The organism is Stenotrophomonas maltophilia, from assembly GCF_002799155.1.
Lineage (GTDB): Bacteria > Pseudomonadota > Gammaproteobacteria > Xanthomonadales > Xanthomonadaceae > Stenotrophomonas > Stenotrophomonas maltophilia_R.
In genome coordinates, this window is the sequence record NZ_NERD01000002.1 from 1319917 (window position 1) to 1339103 (window position 19187).

At 66.0% G+C, this 19187-nt stretch carries 17 protein-coding genes; 9 read left to right on the forward strand and 8 right to left on the reverse strand.

What is annotated here, in order from left to right:
* Nucleotides 1-44: 44 nt before the first annotated feature.
* Nucleotides 45-506: a c-type cytochrome gene (locus B9Y82_RS06770; protein WP_100472027.1), complete on the reverse strand. Its 462-nt coding sequence runs from the start codon at nt 504-506 to the stop codon at nt 45-47.
* Between the two features lie 9 nt (nt 507-515).
* Nucleotides 516-905, reverse strand: coding sequence for a c-type cytochrome (locus B9Y82_RS06775; protein ID WP_005413034.1), 390 nt, complete (start codon nt 903-905; stop codon nt 516-518).
* A gap of 205 nt (nt 906-1110) precedes the next feature.
* On the opposite strand from B9Y82_RS06775, the gene B9Y82_RS06780 reads away from it, so the two are divergent.
* From B9Y82_RS06780 to B9Y82_RS06790, 3 genes are read left to right on the forward strand one after another with little or no spacing between them, the layout of a single operon-like run.
* Entirely contained in the window at nt 1111-2256 is a 1146-nt protein-coding gene (locus B9Y82_RS06780) for an efflux RND transporter periplasmic adaptor subunit (protein ID WP_100472028.1), read from the forward strand.
* Nucleotides 2253-5774 carry an efflux RND transporter permease subunit gene (locus B9Y82_RS06785; protein ID WP_100472029.1) on the forward strand — a complete coding sequence of 1174 codons (3522 nt, stop codon included), beginning with the start codon at nt 2253-2255 and terminating at the stop codon, nt 5772-5774. The genes B9Y82_RS06780 and B9Y82_RS06785 overlap by 4 nt, the downstream gene beginning before the upstream one ends.
* Complete coding sequence (locus B9Y82_RS06790) at nt 5771-8857, forward strand: efflux RND transporter permease subunit (protein ID WP_100472030.1); 3087 nt, start codon at nt 5771-5773, stop codon at nt 8855-8857. Before B9Y82_RS06785 ends, B9Y82_RS06790 begins: the two co-directional genes overlap by 4 nt.
* 135 nt (nt 8858-8992) lie before the next feature.
* On the opposite strand, the gene B9Y82_RS06795 is transcribed toward B9Y82_RS06790, so the two are convergent.
* The 6 genes from B9Y82_RS06795 to ykgO form a co-directional block, all read right to left on the reverse strand.
* On the reverse strand, nt 8993-10213 hold the full coding sequence (locus B9Y82_RS06795; protein ID WP_087922302.1) for a TraB/GumN family protein: 1221 nt from the start codon (nt 10211-10213) through the stop codon (nt 8993-8995).
* Nucleotides 10214-10217: 4 nt separating this feature from the next.
* Nucleotides 10218-10748, reverse strand: coding sequence for a GNAT family N-acetyltransferase (locus B9Y82_RS06800; protein ID WP_100472031.1), 531 nt, complete (start codon nt 10746-10748; stop codon nt 10218-10220).
* Nucleotides 10749-10762: 14 nt separating this feature from the next.
* Nucleotides 10763-11650, reverse strand: coding sequence for a carbon-nitrogen hydrolase (locus tag B9Y82_RS06805; protein WP_049442792.1), 888 nt, complete (start codon nt 11648-11650; stop codon nt 10763-10765).
* Between the two features lie 164 nt (nt 11651-11814).
* Entirely contained in the window at nt 11815-12852 is a 1038-nt protein-coding gene (locus B9Y82_RS06810) for an agmatine deiminase family protein (protein ID WP_100472032.1), read from the reverse strand.
* 39 nt (nt 12853-12891) lie between these two features.
* Nucleotides 12892-13191, reverse strand: a complete 300-nt coding sequence (locus B9Y82_RS06815) for a hypothetical protein (RefSeq protein ID WP_428993181.1) — start codon at nt 13189-13191, stop codon at nt 12892-12894.
* A gap of 175 nt (nt 13192-13366) precedes the next feature.
* Nucleotides 13367-13492 carry a type B 50S ribosomal protein L36 gene (gene ykgO, locus B9Y82_RS06820; RefSeq protein WP_005409283.1) on the reverse strand — a complete coding sequence of 42 codons (126 nt, stop codon included), beginning with the start codon at nt 13490-13492 and terminating at the stop codon, nt 13367-13369.
* Between the two features lie 197 nt (nt 13493-13689).
* Between ykgO and cmk the strand changes: the two genes are divergently transcribed.
* From cmk to B9Y82_RS06850, 6 genes are all read left to right on the forward strand, one after another.
* A complete protein-coding gene (gene cmk / locus B9Y82_RS06825) occupies nt 13690-14367 on the forward strand; it encodes a (d)CMP kinase (RefSeq protein WP_014036894.1) in 678 nt (225 codons plus the stop codon).
* Between the two features lie 198 nt (nt 14368-14565).
* Nucleotides 14566-16251, forward strand: coding sequence for a 30S ribosomal protein S1 (gene rpsA, locus B9Y82_RS06830; protein ID WP_005416230.1), 1686 nt, complete (start codon nt 14566-14568; stop codon nt 16249-16251).
* 87 nt (nt 16252-16338) lie between these two features.
* Nucleotides 16339-16644: an integration host factor subunit beta gene (locus tag B9Y82_RS06835; RefSeq protein WP_005409286.1), complete on the forward strand. Its 306-nt coding sequence runs from the start codon at nt 16339-16341 to the stop codon at nt 16642-16644.
* 77 nt (nt 16645-16721) lie between these two features.
* Entirely contained in the window at nt 16722-17006 is a 285-nt protein-coding gene (locus B9Y82_RS06840) for a lipopolysaccharide assembly protein LapA domain-containing protein (protein ID WP_100472034.1), read from the forward strand.
* Between the two features lie 6 nt (nt 17007-17012).
* Nucleotides 17013-18191, forward strand: coding sequence for a lipopolysaccharide assembly protein LapB (gene lapB / locus B9Y82_RS06845; protein ID WP_005416232.1), 1179 nt, complete (start codon nt 17013-17015; stop codon nt 18189-18191).
* A 3-nt stretch (nt 18192-18194) separates the two neighbouring features.
* Nucleotides 18195-19184, forward strand: coding sequence for an MraY family glycosyltransferase (locus B9Y82_RS06850; RefSeq protein ID WP_100472035.1), 990 nt, complete (start codon nt 18195-18197; stop codon nt 19182-19184).
* Nucleotides 19185-19187 lie beyond the last annotated feature (3 nt).

Consider the following 19187-nt stretch of genomic DNA (forward strand, 5'->3'; position numbering starts at 1 on the left):
GCATCAGTGCGGACCCAGGTCCGCACCCACCGGGGGGCCAGCGGTCATTTGACCCCGTGCAGATCCCGCAGCTGGCTCGGCCGGCTGCCGAAATACGCCGCCAGATCGGCAATGTCCTGATCACTCAGGTCCTTGGCCTGCGGCGTCATCAGCGCATGCTGGCGGTCACCGGCACGGTAGGCCTGCAGTGCATGCGCCAGGTAATCGCCGTACTGCCCACCCAGCTTCGGATAGGTCGGATCGATCGGCGCGTTGCCATCGGCCCCGTGGCAATCGATGCAGCTCTGGTTGGTGGCCTTGCCCTTCACCTTGGCGCGGGCTTCACCGGCAGCCTCGCGGCCCGGCGGCAGGCCAGCGGAGGATGAAGAACCGTGTTCGCCGCTGGCATGGCCCGGGTCGGCGGCGGATTTCTCGCTGTTTTCCACCTGCGACTGTGAACAGGCGGCCAGCAGCAGGGCAACGGACAGGGCGATGGCATGACGCATCGGATGCGCGGCTTTCGACATGGGCGGGCCTTACTTGACGGTGGACAGGTAAACAGAGAGATCGGCGATCTCCTGTTCGCTGAAACTCATCGACTGCGCCTGCATCGTCGGATGCCGGCGCTTGCCCTGGCGGTACTCGGTCAGCGCCTGGGCCAGGTACTGCTGGGTCTGGCCGCCGATCTTCGGCACCCGGTAACTGGGGTAGGCGTTCTTGTAGCCGGTGATGCCGTGGCAGCCCTGGCAGGTGTAGGCCAGCACGCGGCCATTGTCGAAATTGCCGGTGGGCGCGGCGGGCGCGGGCGCAGCGGCGGGAGCCGGTGCCGGGGCGGGTGTGGCAGGAGCAGGAGCGGGCTGTGCGGCGGCCCCAAGGGGCAGGAGGACGGCCAGAGCGAGACAAGCGGCGAGCGGCTGCGGGCGCATGGTGTCGTTTCCGGGGATTCGGGTCTGGTCGTTCCGGCGTGGGGTACGGAACGACCCGAGTATAGCCCCAGGTTTCATCTAGCTGAAATGGGGGTGGGCCGACCAGCGGCGTGAAGACACCATGACCTTTGGGATATGGTGTTGCCGTGAAGTGGTGCATTACTTTGCTACCACACCTGTCCACGCATCCTCCAGGGACCTGACGATGTCGCACCCAACCTTCCTGTCCGGCCGTCGCAGCGGAATCTGCGCTGCCGCACTGCTGATCTCCACCTCCCTGCTGCTGGGCGGTTGCGCCGCAGGGCCCAATTCCGAAGCCAAGGCTGCCGAGACCAAGGAGGAGAAGAAGGTCGACGCCGTCCCGGTCGAAGTGGCGGTGGCCAGCCATCGTGCCGTCGCCGCCAGCTACACCGGCACTGCCGCGCTGGAACCACGCGCCGAGTCGCAGGTGGTCGCCAAGACCTCCGGCGTAGCGCTGGCGGTGCTGGTCGAGGAAGGGCAGCGGGTGACCGCCGGCCAGCCGCTGGTGCGGCTGGACCCGGATCGTGCACGCCTGGCCGTTGCGCAGAGCGAAGCGCAGATGCGCAAGCTGGAAAACAACTACCAGCGCGCGCAGAAGCTGGTTGGCCAGCAGATGGTCAGCGCGGCCGACGTAGACCAGCTGCGCTACGACCTGGAAAACGTCCGCGCGCAGTACCGGCTGGCGACGCTGGAGCTGTCCTACACCACGGTGGTGGCACCGATCTCCGGCGTGATCGCCTCGCGCTCGATCAAGACCGGCAACTTCGTGCAGATCAACACGCCGATCTTCCGCATCGTCGACAACTCGCGGCTGGAAGCCACCCTCAACGTGCCCGAGCGCGAGCTGGCCACCCTGCGCGCCGGCCAGCCTGTGACGCTTGCGGCGGATGCGCTGCCGGGGCAGAGCTTCACCGGCACCGTCGATCGCATCGCGCCGGTGGTGGATTCGGGCAGCGGCACGTTTCGCGTGGTCAGCGCCTTCGACGGTGCCGCACACGCGCTGCAGCCCGGCATGTTCGGTCGCATCCGCATCGACTACGACCAGCGTGCCGATGCGCTGGTCGTACCGCGCCTGGCGTTGCTCGACGACGGTGAGCCGGCGGTGTTCCGGGTGCGCGAAGGCAAGGTCGCGCGCGTTCCGGTCAAGCTGGGTTACGCCGAGGGCCCGTGGGTGGAGATCCGTGATGGCCTGGCGGCCGGTGATCAGGTGGTCACCGCCGGCAAGGTCGCCCTGCGCGACGGCACCACGGTGCAGGTGATTGCCGATCCGAAGGCGAAGACGGTTGCAGCGGCCGCCAAGCCGGCAGAAAAGGCCGGGAGCAAGCAATGACCGCCCCGGGCCACGACCACGGTGCCTCGCCGGCGAGCGACGGCGCCGCCGCCGGCATGCGCGGCGGCCTGGTGGAATTCGCCACCCGCCGCCGCGTGACCATCGCCATGTGCACGGTCACGTTGCTGCTGTTCGGCCTGATCGCGCTGGGCAACCTCAAGGTCAACCTGCTGCCCGACCTGAGCTACCCGACGCTGACCGTGCGCACCGAATACACCGGTGCGGCGCCGACTGAAATCGAAACCCTGATCACCCAGCCGGTCGAAGAGGCGGTCGGCGTGGTCAAGAACCTGCGCAAGCTGAAGTCGGTCTCGCGTACCGGCCAGAGCGACGTGGTGCTGGAGTTCGCCTGGGGCACCAACATGGACCAGGCCAGCCTGGAGGTGCGCGACAAGATGGAGGCGCTGAACCTGCCGCTGGAGGCCAAGGCCCCGGTGCTGCTGCGCTTCAATCCATCCACCGAGCCGATCATGCGCCTGGTGCTGTCGAACAAGACGGCGCCGACCAGCGATGCCGATGCGGTGCGCGAGCTGACCGGCCTGCGCCGCTATGCCGATGAAGACCTCAAGAAGAAGCTGGAGCCGGTCACCGGCGTGGCGGCCGTCAAGGTGGGCGGTGGCCTGGAGGACGAGATCCAGGTCGACATCGACCAGCAGAAGCTTGCCCAGCTGAACCTGCCGATCGACACCGTCATCAAGCGCCTGAAGGACGAGAACATCAACATCTCCGGCGGTCGCCTGGAGGAGGGTTCGCAACGCTTCCTGGTGCGTACCGTCAACCAGTTCGCCGACCTGGAGGAAATCCGCAACCTGCTGGTCACTACCCAGGCCGCCAATGGCAGCGCGGCGGACTCGGCGCTGCAGCAGATGTTCAACATCGCCGCGTCGACCGGTTCGGCGGCCGCCATCGCCGCAGCGTCGGCGGCACAGAGCGCATCGTCCGGTGGTGGCTCCAGCGTGGTTGCCAACGGCGTGCCGGTGCGCCTGAAGGACGTGGCCACCGTGCGCCAGGGCTACAAGGAGCGTGAAGCAATCATCCGCCTGGGCGGCAAGGAATCGGTCGAGCTGGCCATCTACAAGGAAGGTGACGCCAACACCGTGTCCACCGCCGAAGCGCTGCGCAAGCGCCTGGAGCAGATCAAGGGCACGTTCCCGTCCGATGTCGAGCTGACCACCATCGAGGACCAGTCGCGCTTCATCGAGCACGCCATCGCCGACGTCAAGAAGGATGCCGTGATCGGCGGCCTGCTGGCGATCCTGATCATCTTCCTGTTCCTGCGCGATGGCTGGAGCACGTTCGTGATCAGCCTGTCGCTGCCGGTCTCGATCATCGCCACGTTCTTCTTCATGGGCCAGCTCGGCCTGAGCTTGAACGTGATGTCGCTGGGAGGCCTGGCATTGGCCACGGGCCTGGTGGTGGATGACTCGATCGTGGTACTGGAGAGCATCGCCAAGGCGCGTGAGCGTGGCCTGGGCATCCTGCAGGCAGCGATTGCTGGCACCCGTGAAGTGAGCATGGCGGTGGTCGCCTCGACCCTGACCACCATCGCCGTGTTCCTGCCGCTGGTGTTCGTCGACGGCATCGCAGGGCAGCTGTTCCGCGACCAGGCGCTGACCGTGGCGATCGCCATCGCGATCTCGCTGCTGGTGTCGATGACCCTGATCCCGATGCTGAGCTCGCTGAAGGGACGGCCGCCGCTGGCCTTCCCGGAAGAGGCGCCGAACGCAGCGTGGCAGCCGCAGAAGCGCTGGCAGAAGCCGGTTGCGCTGGGCCGCCGTGGCGTGGTCGCCAGCGTGCGCTGGAGCTTCTATGCGCTGGCCTGGCTGGTGGTGCGCCTGTGGCGCGGCATGGTCGCGGTGGTCGGCCCGGTGATGCGCAAGGCCAGCGACCTGGCGATGAAGCCCTATGCCGGTGCCGAGCGTGGCTACCTGCGCCTGCTGCCGGGCGCACTGGCGCATCCCGGCAAGGTGCTGGGCGTGGCGGCCATCATTTTCGTGGCGACCATGGCGCTGGTGCCGATGCTTGGCGCGGACCTGATCCCGCAGCTGGCACAGGACCGTTTCGAAATGACGGTGAAGCTGCCGGCCGGTACGCCGCTCAAGCAGACCGATGCGCTGGTGCGCGAGCTGCAGCTGGCGCACGGCAAGGGCGAAGGCGTGGCCTCGCTGTATGGCGTAAGCGGCAGCGGCACCCGGCTGGATGCCAGCCCGACCGAAAGCGGCGAGAACATCGGCAAGCTGACCGTGGTGATGGAAGGCGGCGGCAATGCCCACACTGAAGCGGCGATCACCGAGCGCCTGCGCGGCACCATGAGCCAGCACCCGGGTGCCCAGGTCGACTTCGCGCGACCGGCGTTGTTCAGCTTCTCCACGCCGCTGGAAATCGAGCTGCGCGGGCAGGACATGGCCACCCTGGAAGTGGCCGGCCAGCGCCTGGCGGCGATGCTGCGCGGCAATGCGCACTACGCCGACGTGAAGTCGACGGTGGAAGAGGGCTTCCCGGAAATCCAGATCCGCTTCGACCAGGAGCGCGCCGGTGCGCTGGGCCTGACCACCCGCCAGATCGCCGACGTGGTGGTGAAGAAGGTGCGCGGCGATGTCGCCACCCGCTACAGCTTCCGTGACCGCAAGATCGACGTGCTGGTGCGTGCGCAGGAAGGTGACCGCGCCAGCGTGGAGAGCATCCGCCGCCTGATCGTCAACCCCGGCAGCACCCGTCCGGTCACCCTGGACGCGGTGGCCGATGTGGTCGCCACCACTGGCCCCAGCGAGATTCACCGCGCCGACCAGACCCGGGTTGCAGTGGTGTCGGCCAACCTGCGCGACATCGATCTTGGCGCAGCCATGCGCGAAGTGCAGCAGATGGTCGCCGAGCAGCCGCTGGGCGCGGGCGTCGGCCTGCACATCGGCGGCCAGGGCGAGGAGCTGGCGCAGGCGGCGAAGTCGCTGATCTTCGCCTTCGGCCTGGCGATCTTCCTGGTCTACCTGGTGATGGCCTCGCAGTTCGAATCGCTGCTGCACCCGTTCGTGATCCTGTTCACCATCCCGCTGGCGCTGGTCGGCGCGATCCTGGCGCTGATGCTGACCGGCAAGCCCATCTCGGTGGTGGTGTTCATCGGCCTGATCCTGCTGGTCGGCCTGGTCACCAAGAACGCGATCATCCTGATCGACAAGGTCAACCAGCTGCGCGAGGCCGGCGTGGCCAAGCACGAGGCGCTGGTGGAAGGTGCACGCTCGCGTCTGCGCCCGATCATCATGACCACCCTGTGCACGCTGTTCGGCTTCCTGCCGCTGGCGGTGGCGATGGGCGAGGGCGCCGAGGTTCGCGCACCCATGGCGATCACCGTGATCGGTGGCCTGCTGGTGTCGACGCTGCTGACCCTGCTGGTGATCCCGGTGGTATATGACCTGATGGATCGCCGTGGCGACGCCTATTATCGAGAGCGCGGCCGCAAGCACGCCGGTGAAGGCCTGCACGGCGATGAAGGCGGCGTGGCAGGTGGGGAGGAACCGGCATGAGTGTTGCCGAGTTCTCCATCCGCCGCCCGGTCACCACCATCATGTGCTTCGTATCGCTGGTGGTGATCGGACTGATCGCTTCGTTCCGATTGCCGCTGGAGGCGCTGCCGGACATCTCCGCACCGTTCCTGTTCGTGCAGATTCCGTACACCGGCTCGACCCCGGAAGAAGTGGAACGGACCATCATCCGGCCGGTCGAGGAATCGCTGGCGACGATGACCGGCATCAAGCGCATGCGCTCGTCGGCCACCTCCGAGGCGGCGCTGATCTACATCGAGTTCAGCGACTGGGACCGCGACATTGCGATTGCCGCGTCCGATGCACGTGAGCGCATCGATGCGATCCGCAGCGACCTGCCCGACGACCTGCAGCGCTACAACGTGTTCAAGTGGTCCAGCAGCGACCAGCCCGTGCTGAAGGTGCGCCTCGCCAGCACCACCGATCTGACCACCGCCTATGACATGCTCGACCGCGAGTTCAAGCGGCGCATCGAGCGCATCCCTGGCGTGGCCCGTGTCGATATCACCGGCGCGCCGCCAAACGAGGTGGAGATCGCCATCGATCCGAACCGGCTCAACGCGCATGGGTTGAGCATCAACGAGCTGAGCGAGCGCCTGCGCACGCTGAACTTCTCGATATCGGCCGGGCAGATCGACGACAACGGCCAGCGTGTGCGCGTGCAGCCGGTGGGTGAGATCACCGACCTGCAGGAAATGCGCGACCTGGTGATCAATGCCAAGGGCCTGCGCCTGGGCGATATCGCCGACGTGCGCCTGAAGCCGGCGCGGATGAACTACGGGCGCCGCCTGGACGGCAACCCGGCGGTGGGCCTGGACATCTTCAAGGAGCGCAGTGCCAACCTGGTGGACGTCTCGCGTGCGGCGCTGGCCGAGGTCGAGTCGATCCGCGCGCAGCCGTCGATGCGCGACGTGCAGATCAAGGTGATCGACAACCAGGGCAAGGCGGTGACGTCCTCGCTGCTGGAGCTGGCCGAGGCCGGTGCAGTGGGCCTGATCCTGTCGGTGACCGTGCTGTTCTTCTTCCTGCGCCATTGGCCGTCGACGCTGATGGTGACGCTGGCCATCCCGATCTGCTTCACCATCACCCTGGGCTTCATGTACTTCGTCGGGGTGACACTGAACATCCTGACCATGATGGGCCTGCTGCTGGCGGTGGGCATGCTGGTCGACAATGCCGTGGTGGTGGTGGAGAGCATCTACCAGGAGCGCGAGCGCATGCCGGGGCAGCCACGGCTGGCCTCGATCATCGGCACGCGCAACGTGGCCATCGCGCTCAGCGCCGGAACACTGTGCCACTGCATCGTGTTCGTGCCGAACCTGTTCGGCGAGACCAACAACATCAGCATCTTCATGGCGCAGATCGCGATCACCATCTCGGTCTCGCTGCTGGCCTCGTGGCTGGTCGCGGTCAGCCTGATCCCGATGCTGTCCGCACGGATGGCCACGCCCAAGCTGGTGCACTCGCAGACCGGCCTCATCGCGCGCCTGCAGCGGCGCTACGCGCAGCTGCTGGACTGGTCGCTGCATCACCGCGGATGGAGCCTGCTCGGCATCCTGCTGGTGGTGCTGGTCAGCCTGGTGCCGATGAAGCTGACCAAGGTCGACATGTTCGGTGGCGAGGGTGGCAAGGACATCTTCATCGGCTACATGTGGAAGGGTGCCTACACCTACCGGCAGATGTCCGAGGAAGTGGCGCGGGTGGAGAACTGGATCGACCAGAACCGCGAACGCCTGCACGTGAAGCAGGTGTACTCCTGGTACAGCGAGCAGGAAGGCAGCTCCACGGTCGTCACCCTGGACGAAAAGTACGCCAAGGACATCAAGTCGCTGCAGGAGGAACTGCGCAAGGGCCTGCCGAAGTCGGCCCGCACCGATTACTTCGTCGGCAACCAGGGCGGCGATGGCGGTGGCGGCAGCAACCAGGGCGTGCAGGTGCAGCTGGTGGGTGATTCCAGCTCGATGCTGCAGGAGATCGGACAGGAAGTGGTGCCGTTGCTGGCGCAGCGTGCCGAATTGCGCGACGTGCGCATCGACAACGGCGAGAAGGGCGGCGAACTGAAGGTGCGCGTGGACCGCGAGCGTGCCGCGGCGTTCGGCTTCAACGCCGAGCAGGTGGCCAGCTTCGTCGGGCTGGCGCTGCGCGGTGCGCCGATGCGCGAGTTCCGCCGCGGCGACAATGAAGTACCGGTGTGGGTGCGCTTCGCCGGTGCCGAGCAGAGCAGCCCGGAAGACCTGGCCGGCTTCAGCGTGCGCACCGGCGACGGTCGCAGCGTGCCGCTGCTGAGCCTGGTCACCGTCGATGTCGGTTCGTCGGCCACCCAGATCGGCCGCACCAACCGCCAGACCACGTTGACCATCAAGGCCAACCTGGCCGAGAAGATCACGGCACCGGATGGGCGCAAGGCGATTGAAGCCGTGCTCAAGCCGATGAACTTCCCGGCCGGCTATGGCTTTACCTTCGACGGCGGTGACTACGGCAACGATGACGAAGCCATGCAGCAGATGGTGTTCAACCTGCTGATCGCGCTGGTGATGATCTACGTGGTGATGGCGGCGGTGTTCGAATCGCTGTTGTTCCCGGCGGCGATCATGAGCGGCGTGCTGTTCTCGATCTTCGGCGTGTTCTGGCTGTTCTGGATCACCGGGACCTCGTTCGGGATCATGTCCTTCATCGGCATCCTGGTGCTGATGGGCGTGGTGGTGAACAACGGCATCGTGATGATCGAGCACATCAACAACCTGCGGCGCAGCGGCATGGGCCGTACCCAGGCGCTGGTGGAGGGCTCACGCGAACGCCTGCGCCCGATCATGATGACCATGGGCACGGCGATCCTGGCGATGGTGCCGATCTCGCTGACGGATACGCAGATGTTCGGCGATGGCCCGGAGTATTCACCGATGGCGCGCGCGATTGCCGGCGGCCTGGCGTTCTCGACTGTGGTCAGCCTGCTGTTCCTGCCGACCATCTACGCGGTGCTCGATGACCTGCGCACTGCCGTGACGCGGCTGATCCGCCGCGCGCGCGGCCTGGAGATGGTAGAGCCGGGCGCTGCCCGGCTGTGATGCACGACAACGTGTTGTGGTGTGGGGGAGGCCGGTCGTAGTGGGGCGGCCTCCCCCCTTTTTTTCGGGCATCGCCCGGCACCACCCATCACCGCATCGCGGTAGCGCCGGGCCATGCCCGGCGGGGTGTTGCAATCAACCGGCGACCTTGCCCCACACCTTGAAGGTGGTCAGCCACAGGCCGAGCATGCTACCGATGTTGGTCAGCATGAAGGTCAGCACCACGCGGGTGACCCGGTTGCGGTACCAGCCCTTCAGGCTCTGCGCATCATCGCGAAGCTTCAGGAAGTCCTCATACGCTGGCTTGCGCAGCCGCGCTTCCACCAGCGCCGAGAATGCGCCGGTCGGGATGCTCAGGCGGAACGGTTTGAACGGTGCCACCGCGATCGCGGTGAGGATGCTCAGCGGGTGGCCGCCGGCCAGCAGGCAGCCCAGGCCCGCCAGGCCGCCGGTATACATCGCCCAGGTCGCCAGCAGCTCGGTGCCCACGCCCAGGCCGCCGCGGTAGAAGCCCACGCCGATGCCGGTCGCCACGATCGCCAGGATGCCGAGCGTGAACCAAGGAATGTTGCGCTTCTTCGGCACCGCCTCCAGCTCGGCACGCAGCGGTGCCGGCGCCTCGGTGTCGGTTTCCAGGTAGCGGGCCAGCCCGGCCAGGTGGCCGGCGCCGACCACCGCCAGCACTTCGCGCTGCTGCAGGTCGTGTTCTTCGCGCAGGCGCGTGGCCATGTAACGGTCACGCTCGCCGATGATGGTCTCGTACAGCGCCGGGCTCTCGCTGGCGAACTCGCCGAAGCTCGATTCCAGCATGTCGCCCTGCTTGAGCTTTTCGATCTCGTTCTCGCCCACTTCCTCGGACGAGAACAGGCCGGCGCCAAGCCCGGCGACCAGCTTCAGCTTGCCGAAGAACCCCAGCCGCTGCGACGCACGGCGGAAGGTCAGGCCGACCTCGCGGTCGATCAGGTGCACGGGCAGGTTGCGTTCGCGTGCCAGTTCCACCGCACGCTTCAGTTCGGCCCCCGGCTCGATGTCGAGCTGCTCGGCCAGGCGGCGCTGGTAGGCGGACAGGGCGAGGTTGGCAGCGAACAGGGCGACGCGGCCCTTGCGGATCACCTCGACCAGGTCGAGCTTGGCCAGCGTGTCCGGGTCGCTCAGTGCCTGCAGGCGCTGCGGGTCCAGTTCGACGGCCACCGCATCGAAGCGGCCGCTGTCGATGGCCTTTTCCACTGCCTCGACGCTGGCGCGTGAAACGTGGGCGGTGCCCAGCAGGGTGTAGCGCACGCCGTCGCGTTCGACGACGCGCACCGGCTGGCCGGCGAACAGGTCGTCGCCGGTCTCGGGAAGGGTTTCAGTCATGGATTCATTCATTGGAAGGTGCGGTGTCGGCGCCATCGCCGAGCGCGCGCTGCATCTGCACGGTATCCAGCCAGCGGCCGTGCTTGCGGCCAAGGCCACGGAACACGCCCACCAGCTCGAAGCCGAAGCGTTCGTGCAGCTTGATCGACGCGGTGTTGGTCGGCTCACCGATCACCGCCACCATCTGCCGGTAACCACGCGCCACGCAGGCATCGATCAGGGCCTGCAGCAGGCCGGTGCCGACGCCCTGGCCCTGGAAGCGGGCATCGACGTAGACCGAGTTCTCCACGGTCCACTGGTAGGCAACGCGGGTGCGGTAGGTGTTGGCGTAGGCATAGCCGGCGACCCGGCCGTCGATCTCGGCGACCAGGTAGGGGAAACCGCGGTCGATGATGTCGCGCATGCGGCGCAGCATCTCGGGCGCGTCCGGAATGTCGTACTCGTAGGTGTTGACGAAGTCGGTCACTTCCACCGCATAGATCGCGGTGATCGCGTCGATGTCGGCCGGGCCGGCATCACGGATGAGGACGGCCATGCGCGGGCTCCGGCTCAGTCGATGTAGCGCTTGAGCAGGTCGCCGTACGCGTCGATGCGGCGGTCGCGCAGGAACGGCCAGATGCGGCGCACGTGCTCGCTGCGCTGCAGGTCGACATCGCACAGCAGCACGGTGGCGTCGGTGCCGGCTTCGGCCAGGAACTCGCCCTGCGGGCCGAGCACGTGGCTGTTGCCCCAGAACTGGATGCCCGACGCGCCCAGCGGCGAGGCTTCGTGGCCGACGCGGTTGCAGCTCAGCACCGGCAGGCCGTTGGCCACGGCGTGGCCGCGGTGGCTCAGCACCCAGGCGTCGCGCTGGCGGGTCTTCTCGTCCTGCACATCGTCCGGATCCCAGCCGATCGCGGTCGGGTAGAGCAGCAGTTCAGCACCGGCCAGCGCCATCAGGCGTGCCGCTTCCGGGTACCACTGGTCCCAGCAGACCAGCACGCCAAGGCGGCCCACCGAGGTGTCGATCGGCGTGAAGCCGATGTCGCCCGGGGTGAAGTAGAACTTCTCGTAGAAGCCCGGATCGTCCGGGATGTGCATCTTGCGGTACTTGCCGAGCAGGGTGCCATCCTTCTCGAACACCACGGCGGTGTTGTGGTACAGGCCGGCAGCGCGGCGCTCGAACAGCGAGCCGACCAGTACCACGCCATGCTTCTTCGCCAGCGCGCCCAGGCGCTCGGTGCTCGGGCCCGGAATCGGCTCGGCCAGATCGAACTCGTCCACCGATTCGTGCTGGCAGAAATACGGGCCGTTGTGCAGTTCCTGCAGCAGCACCAGCTTGGCACCCTGCGCAGCCGCCTCGGCCACGCGTGCTTCGATCACCGCCAGGTTGGCGGCGGCATCACCGTGGTTGCGCTCCTGGATCAGGGCGACGGTAAGGGGGCTGCGCGAGTTCATGCGGGGCGTTCCTGCGGGGGAAAAGCAGCATGTTAGCGCGGATGGGCGGCGACGGCGTGTCGCGCGCTGAATGGGTGCACGCAACCGGTAGCGCCGGGCCCTGCCCGGCGGATTTTCCAGATGCCGCTGCGCTCGCCGGGTATGGCCCGGCGCTACCGCGCGATTTACGCCTTCAACAACCCCGCCGGCAGCTGCATGGTGATGCAGTGCAGGCTGCCGTTCTGCCAGATCAGCGAGCGGCAGGGCACCTGCACGATCTCCCGGCCCGGGTGCGCCTGCGCCAGCACATCGCGGGCCAGATCATCGGCCGGATCGCCATAGGCCGGCATCAGCACCGCGCCATTGACGATCAGGTAATTGGCGTACGAGGCGGCCAGGCGGCGGCCTTCGTCGATCACCGGCTGCGCCCACGGTAGCGGGAACAGGCGATACGGCTGGCCGTCCTTTGTGCGCAGCGCAGCCAGTTCGTTGCCCATCGCCTGCAGTTCGGCGTAGTGCGAGTCGCTCTCGTCGTCGCAGGCCTGGTAGACGATGCTGTCGGTCGAAGCGAAGCGGGCGAGGGTATCGATGTGCGCGTCGGTGTCGTCGCCTTCCAGGTACCCGTGGTCCAGCCACAGCACGCGGTCCTGCTGCAGCCAGTCGGCCAGGTCGGCGCTCAGGCTGGCGCGGTCGCGGTCCGGATGGCGCTCGTGCAGGCACTTCCAGGTGGTCAGCAGGGTGCCTTCGCCATCGGTTTCGATGCCGCCGCCTTCCAGCGCGAACGGAATGCTGCGTACCGGTGCATCGTTGAACACGCCGGCCTGGTCGAGCACGCCTACCAGCTGGTCATCCAGCGTGGCGTCGAACTTGCCGCCCCAGCCTGTGAAGCGGAAATCCAGCAGCTGGAACCCGCCGTCGGCACGGCGCAGGGTGATCGGGCCGGAGTCGCGCAGCCAGGTATCGTCGTAGGCGGCCGTGGTGAAGTGGACCTTGTCCATGTCGATGCGGTTGGAGCGCAGCCGCATCTCGGCATAGGTCTCCACATCGTCGTCGGCCACGCAGATCAGCACCGGCTGGAAGCGGGTGATGGCCGCGACCAGGGCGATGTAGGTCTCTTCCACCTGGCCCAGGCGGTCGGCCCAGTCGGTGTCGGCGGTGGGCCAGGCAATCAGGACGCCGCTCTGGGCTTCCCACTCGGCAGGAAAACGAAGGGTCTGGTTCATGGTCTCGCTACACAGGCCCGCCCACGGCGGGTAATGGGATCAACGGATCGGCGGTTTCGGGCCGATTTCGTTCGGGTCCGCCTGGTTGGCCACCACGTTGATCACCTTCTGCTTCTCGAAGTAGACGGTGAACTGCGGGTACACCCAGCGGTTGATGGTCGGCCACTGACGCTTCTGCCCGCCACGCGGCTGCAGCTGCTCGCTTGGCGCGCCGAACTGCGCCTGCACCTGCTGCATGCTCTGGCCACGCACGGGCACGGCACCGGCCGGCTTCTCGCGGGCACGGTCGACAAGCAGGGTATCGGCCAGTGCCGGTGTGGCGGCGGCCAGGGTGGCCATCACGGCCAGGGCGGACAGGTAACGCTTCATCTCGATCTACTCCCCAGTGGTCAAGAAAGGCGATTACAGCAAAAACGGCAGGAAAAAGCCGCATAAACAAAAAACCGCCCGAAGGCGGTTTCTTGCATCGGGTCGGCCCCGCGTAGGGCCAGCCGCAGCCGGAAGGCTGTGAGGCTTAGCGCTGACGCGCCTTGAAACGCGGGTTCGACTTGCAGATAACGAAGATCTTGCCACGACGACGCACGACCTTGCAGTCACGGTGACGGGCCTTCGCCGACTTCAGGGAGGACAGGACTTTCATGGCATACCTCGGCGTAAACAGTAGTTGTTCGGGTGGAGCGTGGCCGCGATATGCGAAAGACAATCGGCAGTTGACGCTCGTTCAAGCCCGCCATTCTACCGGGCTTTTCCTCGTGGTTTCAAGTGGTTGCACAAAAGATCCCGCTCGGGGCGTCTGGCAGGGGCTAGAATGGCCTCTTCACACGCTCTGGGACCCCCATGAATCCACTCGCTCCCGTCCTGACCATCGACGGCCCATCCGGGGCCGGCAAGGGTACCATCAGCCGCATCATCGCGCGCAGGATGGGCTGGCATTACCTGGATTCGGGTGCGCTGTACCGGGCGGTGGGGGTGGCTGCAAGCTGGGCCGACATCGATACCTCCGACGCCTCGGCGCTGGTTCGATGCACCTTCGACACCCACGTTCAGTTTGTCGAGCAGGGTGATGCCATGCGGGTCATGGTCAACGGCACCGATGCCACCGACGAGCTGCGCCTGGAGACCACCGGGGCGCTGGCCTCGGCCATTGCCGCCATTCCCGAGGTCCGGGCTGCGCTGAAGGAGCGCCAGCGCGCATTCAGGGAGCTGCCGGGCCTGGTCGCCGACGGCCGCGACATGGGCACGGTGATCTTCCCGGACGCCTCCTACAAGGTCTTCCTGACCGCCAGTGCCGAGGAGCGCGCCGAGCGCCGGCATAAGCAGTTGAAAGACAAGGGGGTTTCTGTTAACTTTGATGACCTCCTGCGCGAGATCATGGCCCGCGACGCCCGTGATGCTCAGCGTACCGTGGCGCCCCTGAAGCCGGCAGACGATGCTGTCCTCATCGACACCACAGGCATCGGCATCGATGATGTCGTTGCCAGAGTGATGGATCTGCTTCCGGTTCCGGCTGCCTGATCCGTTCGCGCGGGAGCACTGCCAGCAGCATCGGCGGTGGTCGCGCATAGCAGTGCTGTACCAGCTCCGTCGCGCAATGATGCGTGGCGGTTTTCCTACTACACACGACCTGCGTTTCCGGGGTCGACCAACAGGCGGGCGGTCGCCATTCCCCTGAAGGGGACGCCACCGACCCATGTGTCCAACAGAGTAAATCTAATGACCGAATCATTTGCCGAACTGTTTGAAGCCAGCCAGGCCAATCTGGCCAAGCTGAAGCCGGGCGCCATCGTCAGCGGTACCGTTGTTGAAGTCCGCGGCGACGTCGTGGTGATCAACGCTGGCCTGAAGTCCGAAGGCATCGTGCCGATCGAACAGTTCCGTAACGACGCTGGCGAAATCGACGTCGCCGAAGGCGACATCGTCAAGGTCGCCCTCGACTCGATCGAGAACGGCTTCGGCGAAACCGTCCTGTCGCGCGAGAAGGCCAAGCGCGCGATGGTGTGGGACGAGCTGGAAGAAGCGTTGGAAAAGAACGAAACCATCACCGGCCGCATCAGCGGCAAGGTCAAGGGTGGTTTCACCGTGGACATCAAGGATGTCCGCGCCTTCCTGCCGGGTTCCCTGGTCGATGTGCGCCCGGTGCGCGATCCGGCCTACCTGGAAGGCAAGGAGCTCGAGTTCAAGCTCATCAAGCTGGACCGCAAGCGTAACAACGTCGTGGTCTCGCGCCGCGCTGTCGTCGAAAGCGAGCACTCGGAAGAGCGCGAGCAGCTGATGGACAAGCTGCAGGAAGGCGCGATCCTGAAGGGTGTCGTCAAGAACCTGACCGACTACGGCGCATTCGTGGACCTGGGCGGTATCGACGGCCTGCTGCACATCACCGACATGGCGTGGAAGCGCGTGCGTCACCCGTCGGAAGTCGTGAACGTCGGCGACGAGCTGGACGTCCGCGTGCTGAAGTTCGACCGCGAGCGCAACCGCGTTTCGCTGGGCCTGAAGCAGCTGGGCGAGGATCCGTGGGACAACATCGGCCGTCGTTACCCGGCCAACAGCCGCGTCTTCGGCAAGGTCTCCAACGTCACCGATTACGGTGCGTTCGTTGAGATCGAGCCGGGCGTCGAAGGCCTGGTGCACGTCTCCGAGATGGATTGGACCAACAAGAACGTCAACCCGTCCAAGGTTGTCCAGGTTGGCGATGAAGTCGAAGTGATGGTGCTGGACGTCGATGAAGAGCGTCGCCGCATCTCGCTGGGCATGAAGCAGGTTGCCGCCAATCCGTGGGAAACCTTCGCTGCCACCCACAAGAAGGGTGACAAGGTCTCGGGCCAGATCAAGTCGATCACCGACTTCGGCATCTTCATCGGCCTGGACGGCGGCATCGATGGCCTGGTCCACCTGTCGGACATCAGCTGGAACACCACCGGCGAAGACGTCGTTCGCAACTTCAAGAAGGGCGATACCCTGGACGCCGTCGTCCTGGCTGTCGATCCGGAGCGCGAGCGCATCTCCCTGGGCGTGAAGCAGCTGGAGCAGGATCCGTTCGGCCAGTACATGGCTGCCAATCCGAAGGGCTCCAAGGTCGAAGGCGTGGTGAAGGAAGTCGACGCCAAGGGCGCGATCATCGAGCTGGCTGACGGCATCGAAGGTTACGTCTCGGCCCGCGACATCGCCAACGAGCGGGTTGACGACGCCACCCAGCACCTGAAGGTCGGCGACAAGGTCGAAGCCAAGTTCGTGGGCATGGACCGCAAGGGCCGTACCCTGCAGCTGTCGATCAAGGCCAAGGACGACGCGGAAATGCGCGAAGTGCTGGAGGAATACCAGTCCTCTTCGGCTTCCAGCGGCACCACCCAGCTGGGCGCGCTGCTGCGTGCACAGCTGAACGGCAACAAGTCCGAGTAATCGGCCTTACGCTGTTCGTTGTTTCCTGGACGGCCCGGGCATTGCCCGGGCCGTTTCAGGCTGAGATGCCCCTGATGTGAGCCGGTAATGACCAAATCCGAACTGATCGAAATCCTTGCGCGCCGCCAGGCGCACCTGAAGGCCGATGATGTCGATCTGGCGGTGAAGTCGTTGCTGGAAATGATGGGCGGATCGCTGTCCGCCGGGGATCGCATCGAAATCCGGGGTTTTGGCAGCTTCTCGCTGCACTATCGTCCGCCGCGCCTGGGTCGCAACCCGAAGACCGGCGAATCGGTTGCCCTGCCGGGCAAGCATGTCCCCCATTTCAAGCCGGGCAAGGAACTGCGCGAGCGGGTCAGCAGTGTGCTGCCGCTGGACGCCGATCCGGCCTGAGCCTTCCGTCGCGCCACCGCGTGCGAATCCAGCCGCGAGTCGGATAAGCTACGGACTCCTGCCACTGGAGCTGTCGCATGAAGGTTTTTCGTCTGCTGGTCCTGCTGGCGGTGCTGATCCTTGGATTGATCATCGGTGCGGTCAACATGACCGCGATGTCGATCAATCTGCTGTTTACCGAACTGCATACCTCGGTGGGCGTGGCCCTGATCGCTGCGCTGCTGGTCGGTGTCGTGGTCGGTGCCGGGCTGGTGCTGGTGAGCGTGGTCATTCCGCTCTACGGCCAGCTGCGCCGTGCCAACAAGTCCGCTGTCGCTTCGCCGGCACCGGTTGCTTCCCCGCAATCTTTTGATGGACGTTGATCGAAGATGGATTTCGTCACCGAGTGGTTCTGGTTCTTCCTGTTCGTTCCGCTGGCCGCACTGGCCGGGTGGGTGATCGGGCGGCGTGGTGGTCAACGCCACGGTGACAGCCAGGTCAGCCGCCTGTCGAGCACCTATTTCCGTGGCCTGAACTACCTGCTCAACGAGCAGCCGGACAAGGCCATCGAGCTGTTCCTGCACATCGCCGAGCTGGACAAGGAAACCTTCGAGACCCAGGTCGCGTTGGGCCACCTGTTCCGCCGCCGCGGTGAAGTCGACCGCGCCATCCGCCTCCACCAGGGTCTGGTCAACCGCCATGACCTGAGTGACGCGCAGCGCGTGCAGGCGCTGCTGGCGCTGGGCGAGGACTACATGAAGTCCGGCCTGCTGGATCGTGCCGAGACTGTGTTCACCGAGTTGGCGCAGCTGGATCAACGTGCACCGCAGGCGCTCAAGCACCTGATCGGTATCTACCAGGCCGAACGCGATTGGGAAAAGGCGATCGACAACGCCACCCGTTTCGAGGACGTCACCGGCGAGCCGATGGGCAAGCTGATCGGGCAGTTCGAGTGCGAGCTGGCCGAGCGGTTCCGCGGTGCCGGCAAGCTGGAAGAGGCGAGGGCAGCGATCGCCCGGGCCTATCAGGCCGATGCGATGTCGGTGCGCGCCGGTATCATCGAGGGCCGGCTGGAAACCGACGCGGGGAATCCGGAAGCTGCCGTGCGCGCCTTTGAGCGCGCCGCGCGCAACGATCCTGAGTACCTGCCGGAACTGCTGCCGGCGTTGATGCAGAACTATCGCAAGGTCGGCGACCTGGCCGGCGCACGTGCCTTCCTGTCGGAGATGACCGAGCATTACCGCGGCATTGCCCCGGTGCTGGCGTTGACCCGGCTGATGGAAGAGCAGGAGGGCGTGGCTCCGGCCCGTGCCTACCTCGGTCGCCAGCTCAAGGATCGGCCGTCGGTGCGGGGTGAGTCCGCGCTGATCGACCTGACCCTCGCCGAGGGGGCCGATTCCACCGCCACCCTGCATGACCTCAAGCACATCACCGACCAGTTGCTGGTGCGCAACCCGGCTTATCGCTGCACGCGCTGCGGCTTCGGTGCGCGTACCCACCACTGGCAGTGCCCGAGCTGCAAGGAATGGGGAACGGTCAAGCCGCTGCTGAACTACGCGGTGCTCTGATCCATGCCCTGGCTTGTGATGGGCGCGCTGCTGGGGCTCGCCCTGCTGAGTGCGTTGCTGACCTGGGCTGCACGCGGCTATGCACTGCGCCAGCAGTTGATGGACCAGCCCGGCGAACGCCGCAGCCATAGCGTCGCCACCCCGCGCGGTGGCGGCATCGCCATCGTCATCAGCCTGCTGGTGACGGCTGGCGTGGCCATCTGGGCCTGGCCCGAAAGCACGCCCAGTGTGCTGGTGGCCAGCCTTGGGCTGGTGCTGGTGGCCGGCATCGGCTGGTGGGACGACCACAGGCCCCTGCCGGCGATGCGTCGCCTGCTGGTGCATTTCATCGCTGCGGCGCTGCTGGCCGGCCTGGTCAAGGTGAACGGTGGCAGCTGGCTGTTGGCGGCGCTGGTGCTGCTGTTCACCGCCTCGCTGATCAACATCTGGAACTTCATGGACGGCATCAATGGCATTGCCGCCAGCCAGGCCGTCGTGGCGATGCTGGGGCTGGTGCCGGTGCTGCCCTGGCCGTACTCACTTGCCGCTGTGGCCCTGGGGCTGGCGTGCCTCGGATTTCTGCCGTTCAACTTCCCTCGGGCCCGGATCTTCATGGGCGATGTCGGAAGTGGCGCGCTGGGGTATGCGGTCGCCGCCGTGCTGGCGCTCGCCAGCGTGCGGACCGATATCAACTGGCTGCTGCTGCTGGTACCGGTTTCGCCGTTCCTTGTGGACGCGGGCTTCACACTGCTGGCGCGCATCATTTCAGGACAACGCTGGATGGAACCCCATACCCAGCATGTCTACCAGCGCGCGGTGCAGGCAGGAGCCAGTCACCCCCAGGTGACAGGGATGTACTTTGCTTTGGGCCTGTTCAGTATTACAGTGTTCAATGTCTGCTCCAATTTGCAGCCGAGGTGGGAGGCTGCCGTGGCGATCGCGTGGTTCATCGCGCTGAGCGTCCTCTGGCTCCTCCTGCGCAATGGAATGCGCCACCGACAAGGAATTACCTGACTT

Coding starts and splice junctions, on each gene's coding strand:
- B9Y82_RS06790 (WP_100472030.1), top strand. CDS start 5,771: ATGAGTGTTGCCGAGTTCTCCATCCGCCGCCCGGTCACCACCATCATG.
- cmk (WP_014036894.1), top strand. CDS start 13,690: ATGAATCCACTCGCTCCCGTCCTGACCATCGACGGCCCATCCGGGGCC.
- B9Y82_RS06815 (WP_428993181.1), bottom strand. CDS start 13,191: ATGGCCACCCTGGCCGCCGCCACACCGGCACTGGCCGATACCCTGCTT.
- B9Y82_RS06780 (WP_100472028.1), top strand. CDS start 1,111: ATGTCGCACCCAACCTTCCTGTCCGGCCGTCGCAGCGGAATCTGCGCT.
- B9Y82_RS06775 (WP_005413034.1), bottom strand. CDS start 905: ATGCGCCCGCAGCCGCTCGCCGCTTGTCTCGCTCTGGCCGTCCTCCTG.
- B9Y82_RS06800 (WP_100472031.1), bottom strand. CDS start 10,748: ATGGCCGTCCTCATCCGTGATGCCGGCCCGGCCGACATCGACGCGATC.
- B9Y82_RS06835 (WP_005409286.1), top strand. CDS start 16,339: ATGACCAAATCCGAACTGATCGAAATCCTTGCGCGCCGCCAGGCGCAC.
- B9Y82_RS06770 (WP_100472027.1), bottom strand. CDS start 506: ATGTCGAAAGCCGCGCATCCGATGCGTCATGCCATCGCCCTGTCCGTT.
- B9Y82_RS06810 (WP_100472032.1), bottom strand. CDS start 12,852: ATGAACCAGACCCTTCGTTTTCCTGCCGAGTGGGAAGCCCAGAGCGGC.
- B9Y82_RS06840 (WP_100472034.1), top strand. CDS start 16,722: ATGAAGGTTTTTCGTCTGCTGGTCCTGCTGGCGGTGCTGATCCTTGGA.
- lapB (WP_005416232.1), top strand. CDS start 17,013: ATGGATTTCGTCACCGAGTGGTTCTGGTTCTTCCTGTTCGTTCCGCTG.
- B9Y82_RS06805 (WP_049442792.1), bottom strand. CDS start 11,650: ATGAACTCGCGCAGCCCCCTTACCGTCGCCCTGATCCAGGAGCGCAAC.
- rpsA (WP_005416230.1), top strand. CDS start 14,566: ATGACCGAATCATTTGCCGAACTGTTTGAAGCCAGCCAGGCCAATCTG.
- ykgO (WP_005409283.1), bottom strand. CDS start 13,492: ATGAAAGTCCTGTCCTCCCTGAAGTCGGCGAAGGCCCGTCACCGTGAC.
- B9Y82_RS06785 (WP_100472029.1), top strand. CDS start 2,253: ATGACCGCCCCGGGCCACGACCACGGTGCCTCGCCGGCGAGCGACGGC.
- B9Y82_RS06795 (WP_087922302.1), bottom strand. CDS start 10,213: ATGACTGAAACCCTTCCCGAGACCGGCGACGACCTGTTCGCCGGCCAG.
- B9Y82_RS06850 (WP_100472035.1), top strand. CDS start 18,195: ATGCCCTGGCTTGTGATGGGCGCGCTGCTGGGGCTCGCCCTGCTGAGT.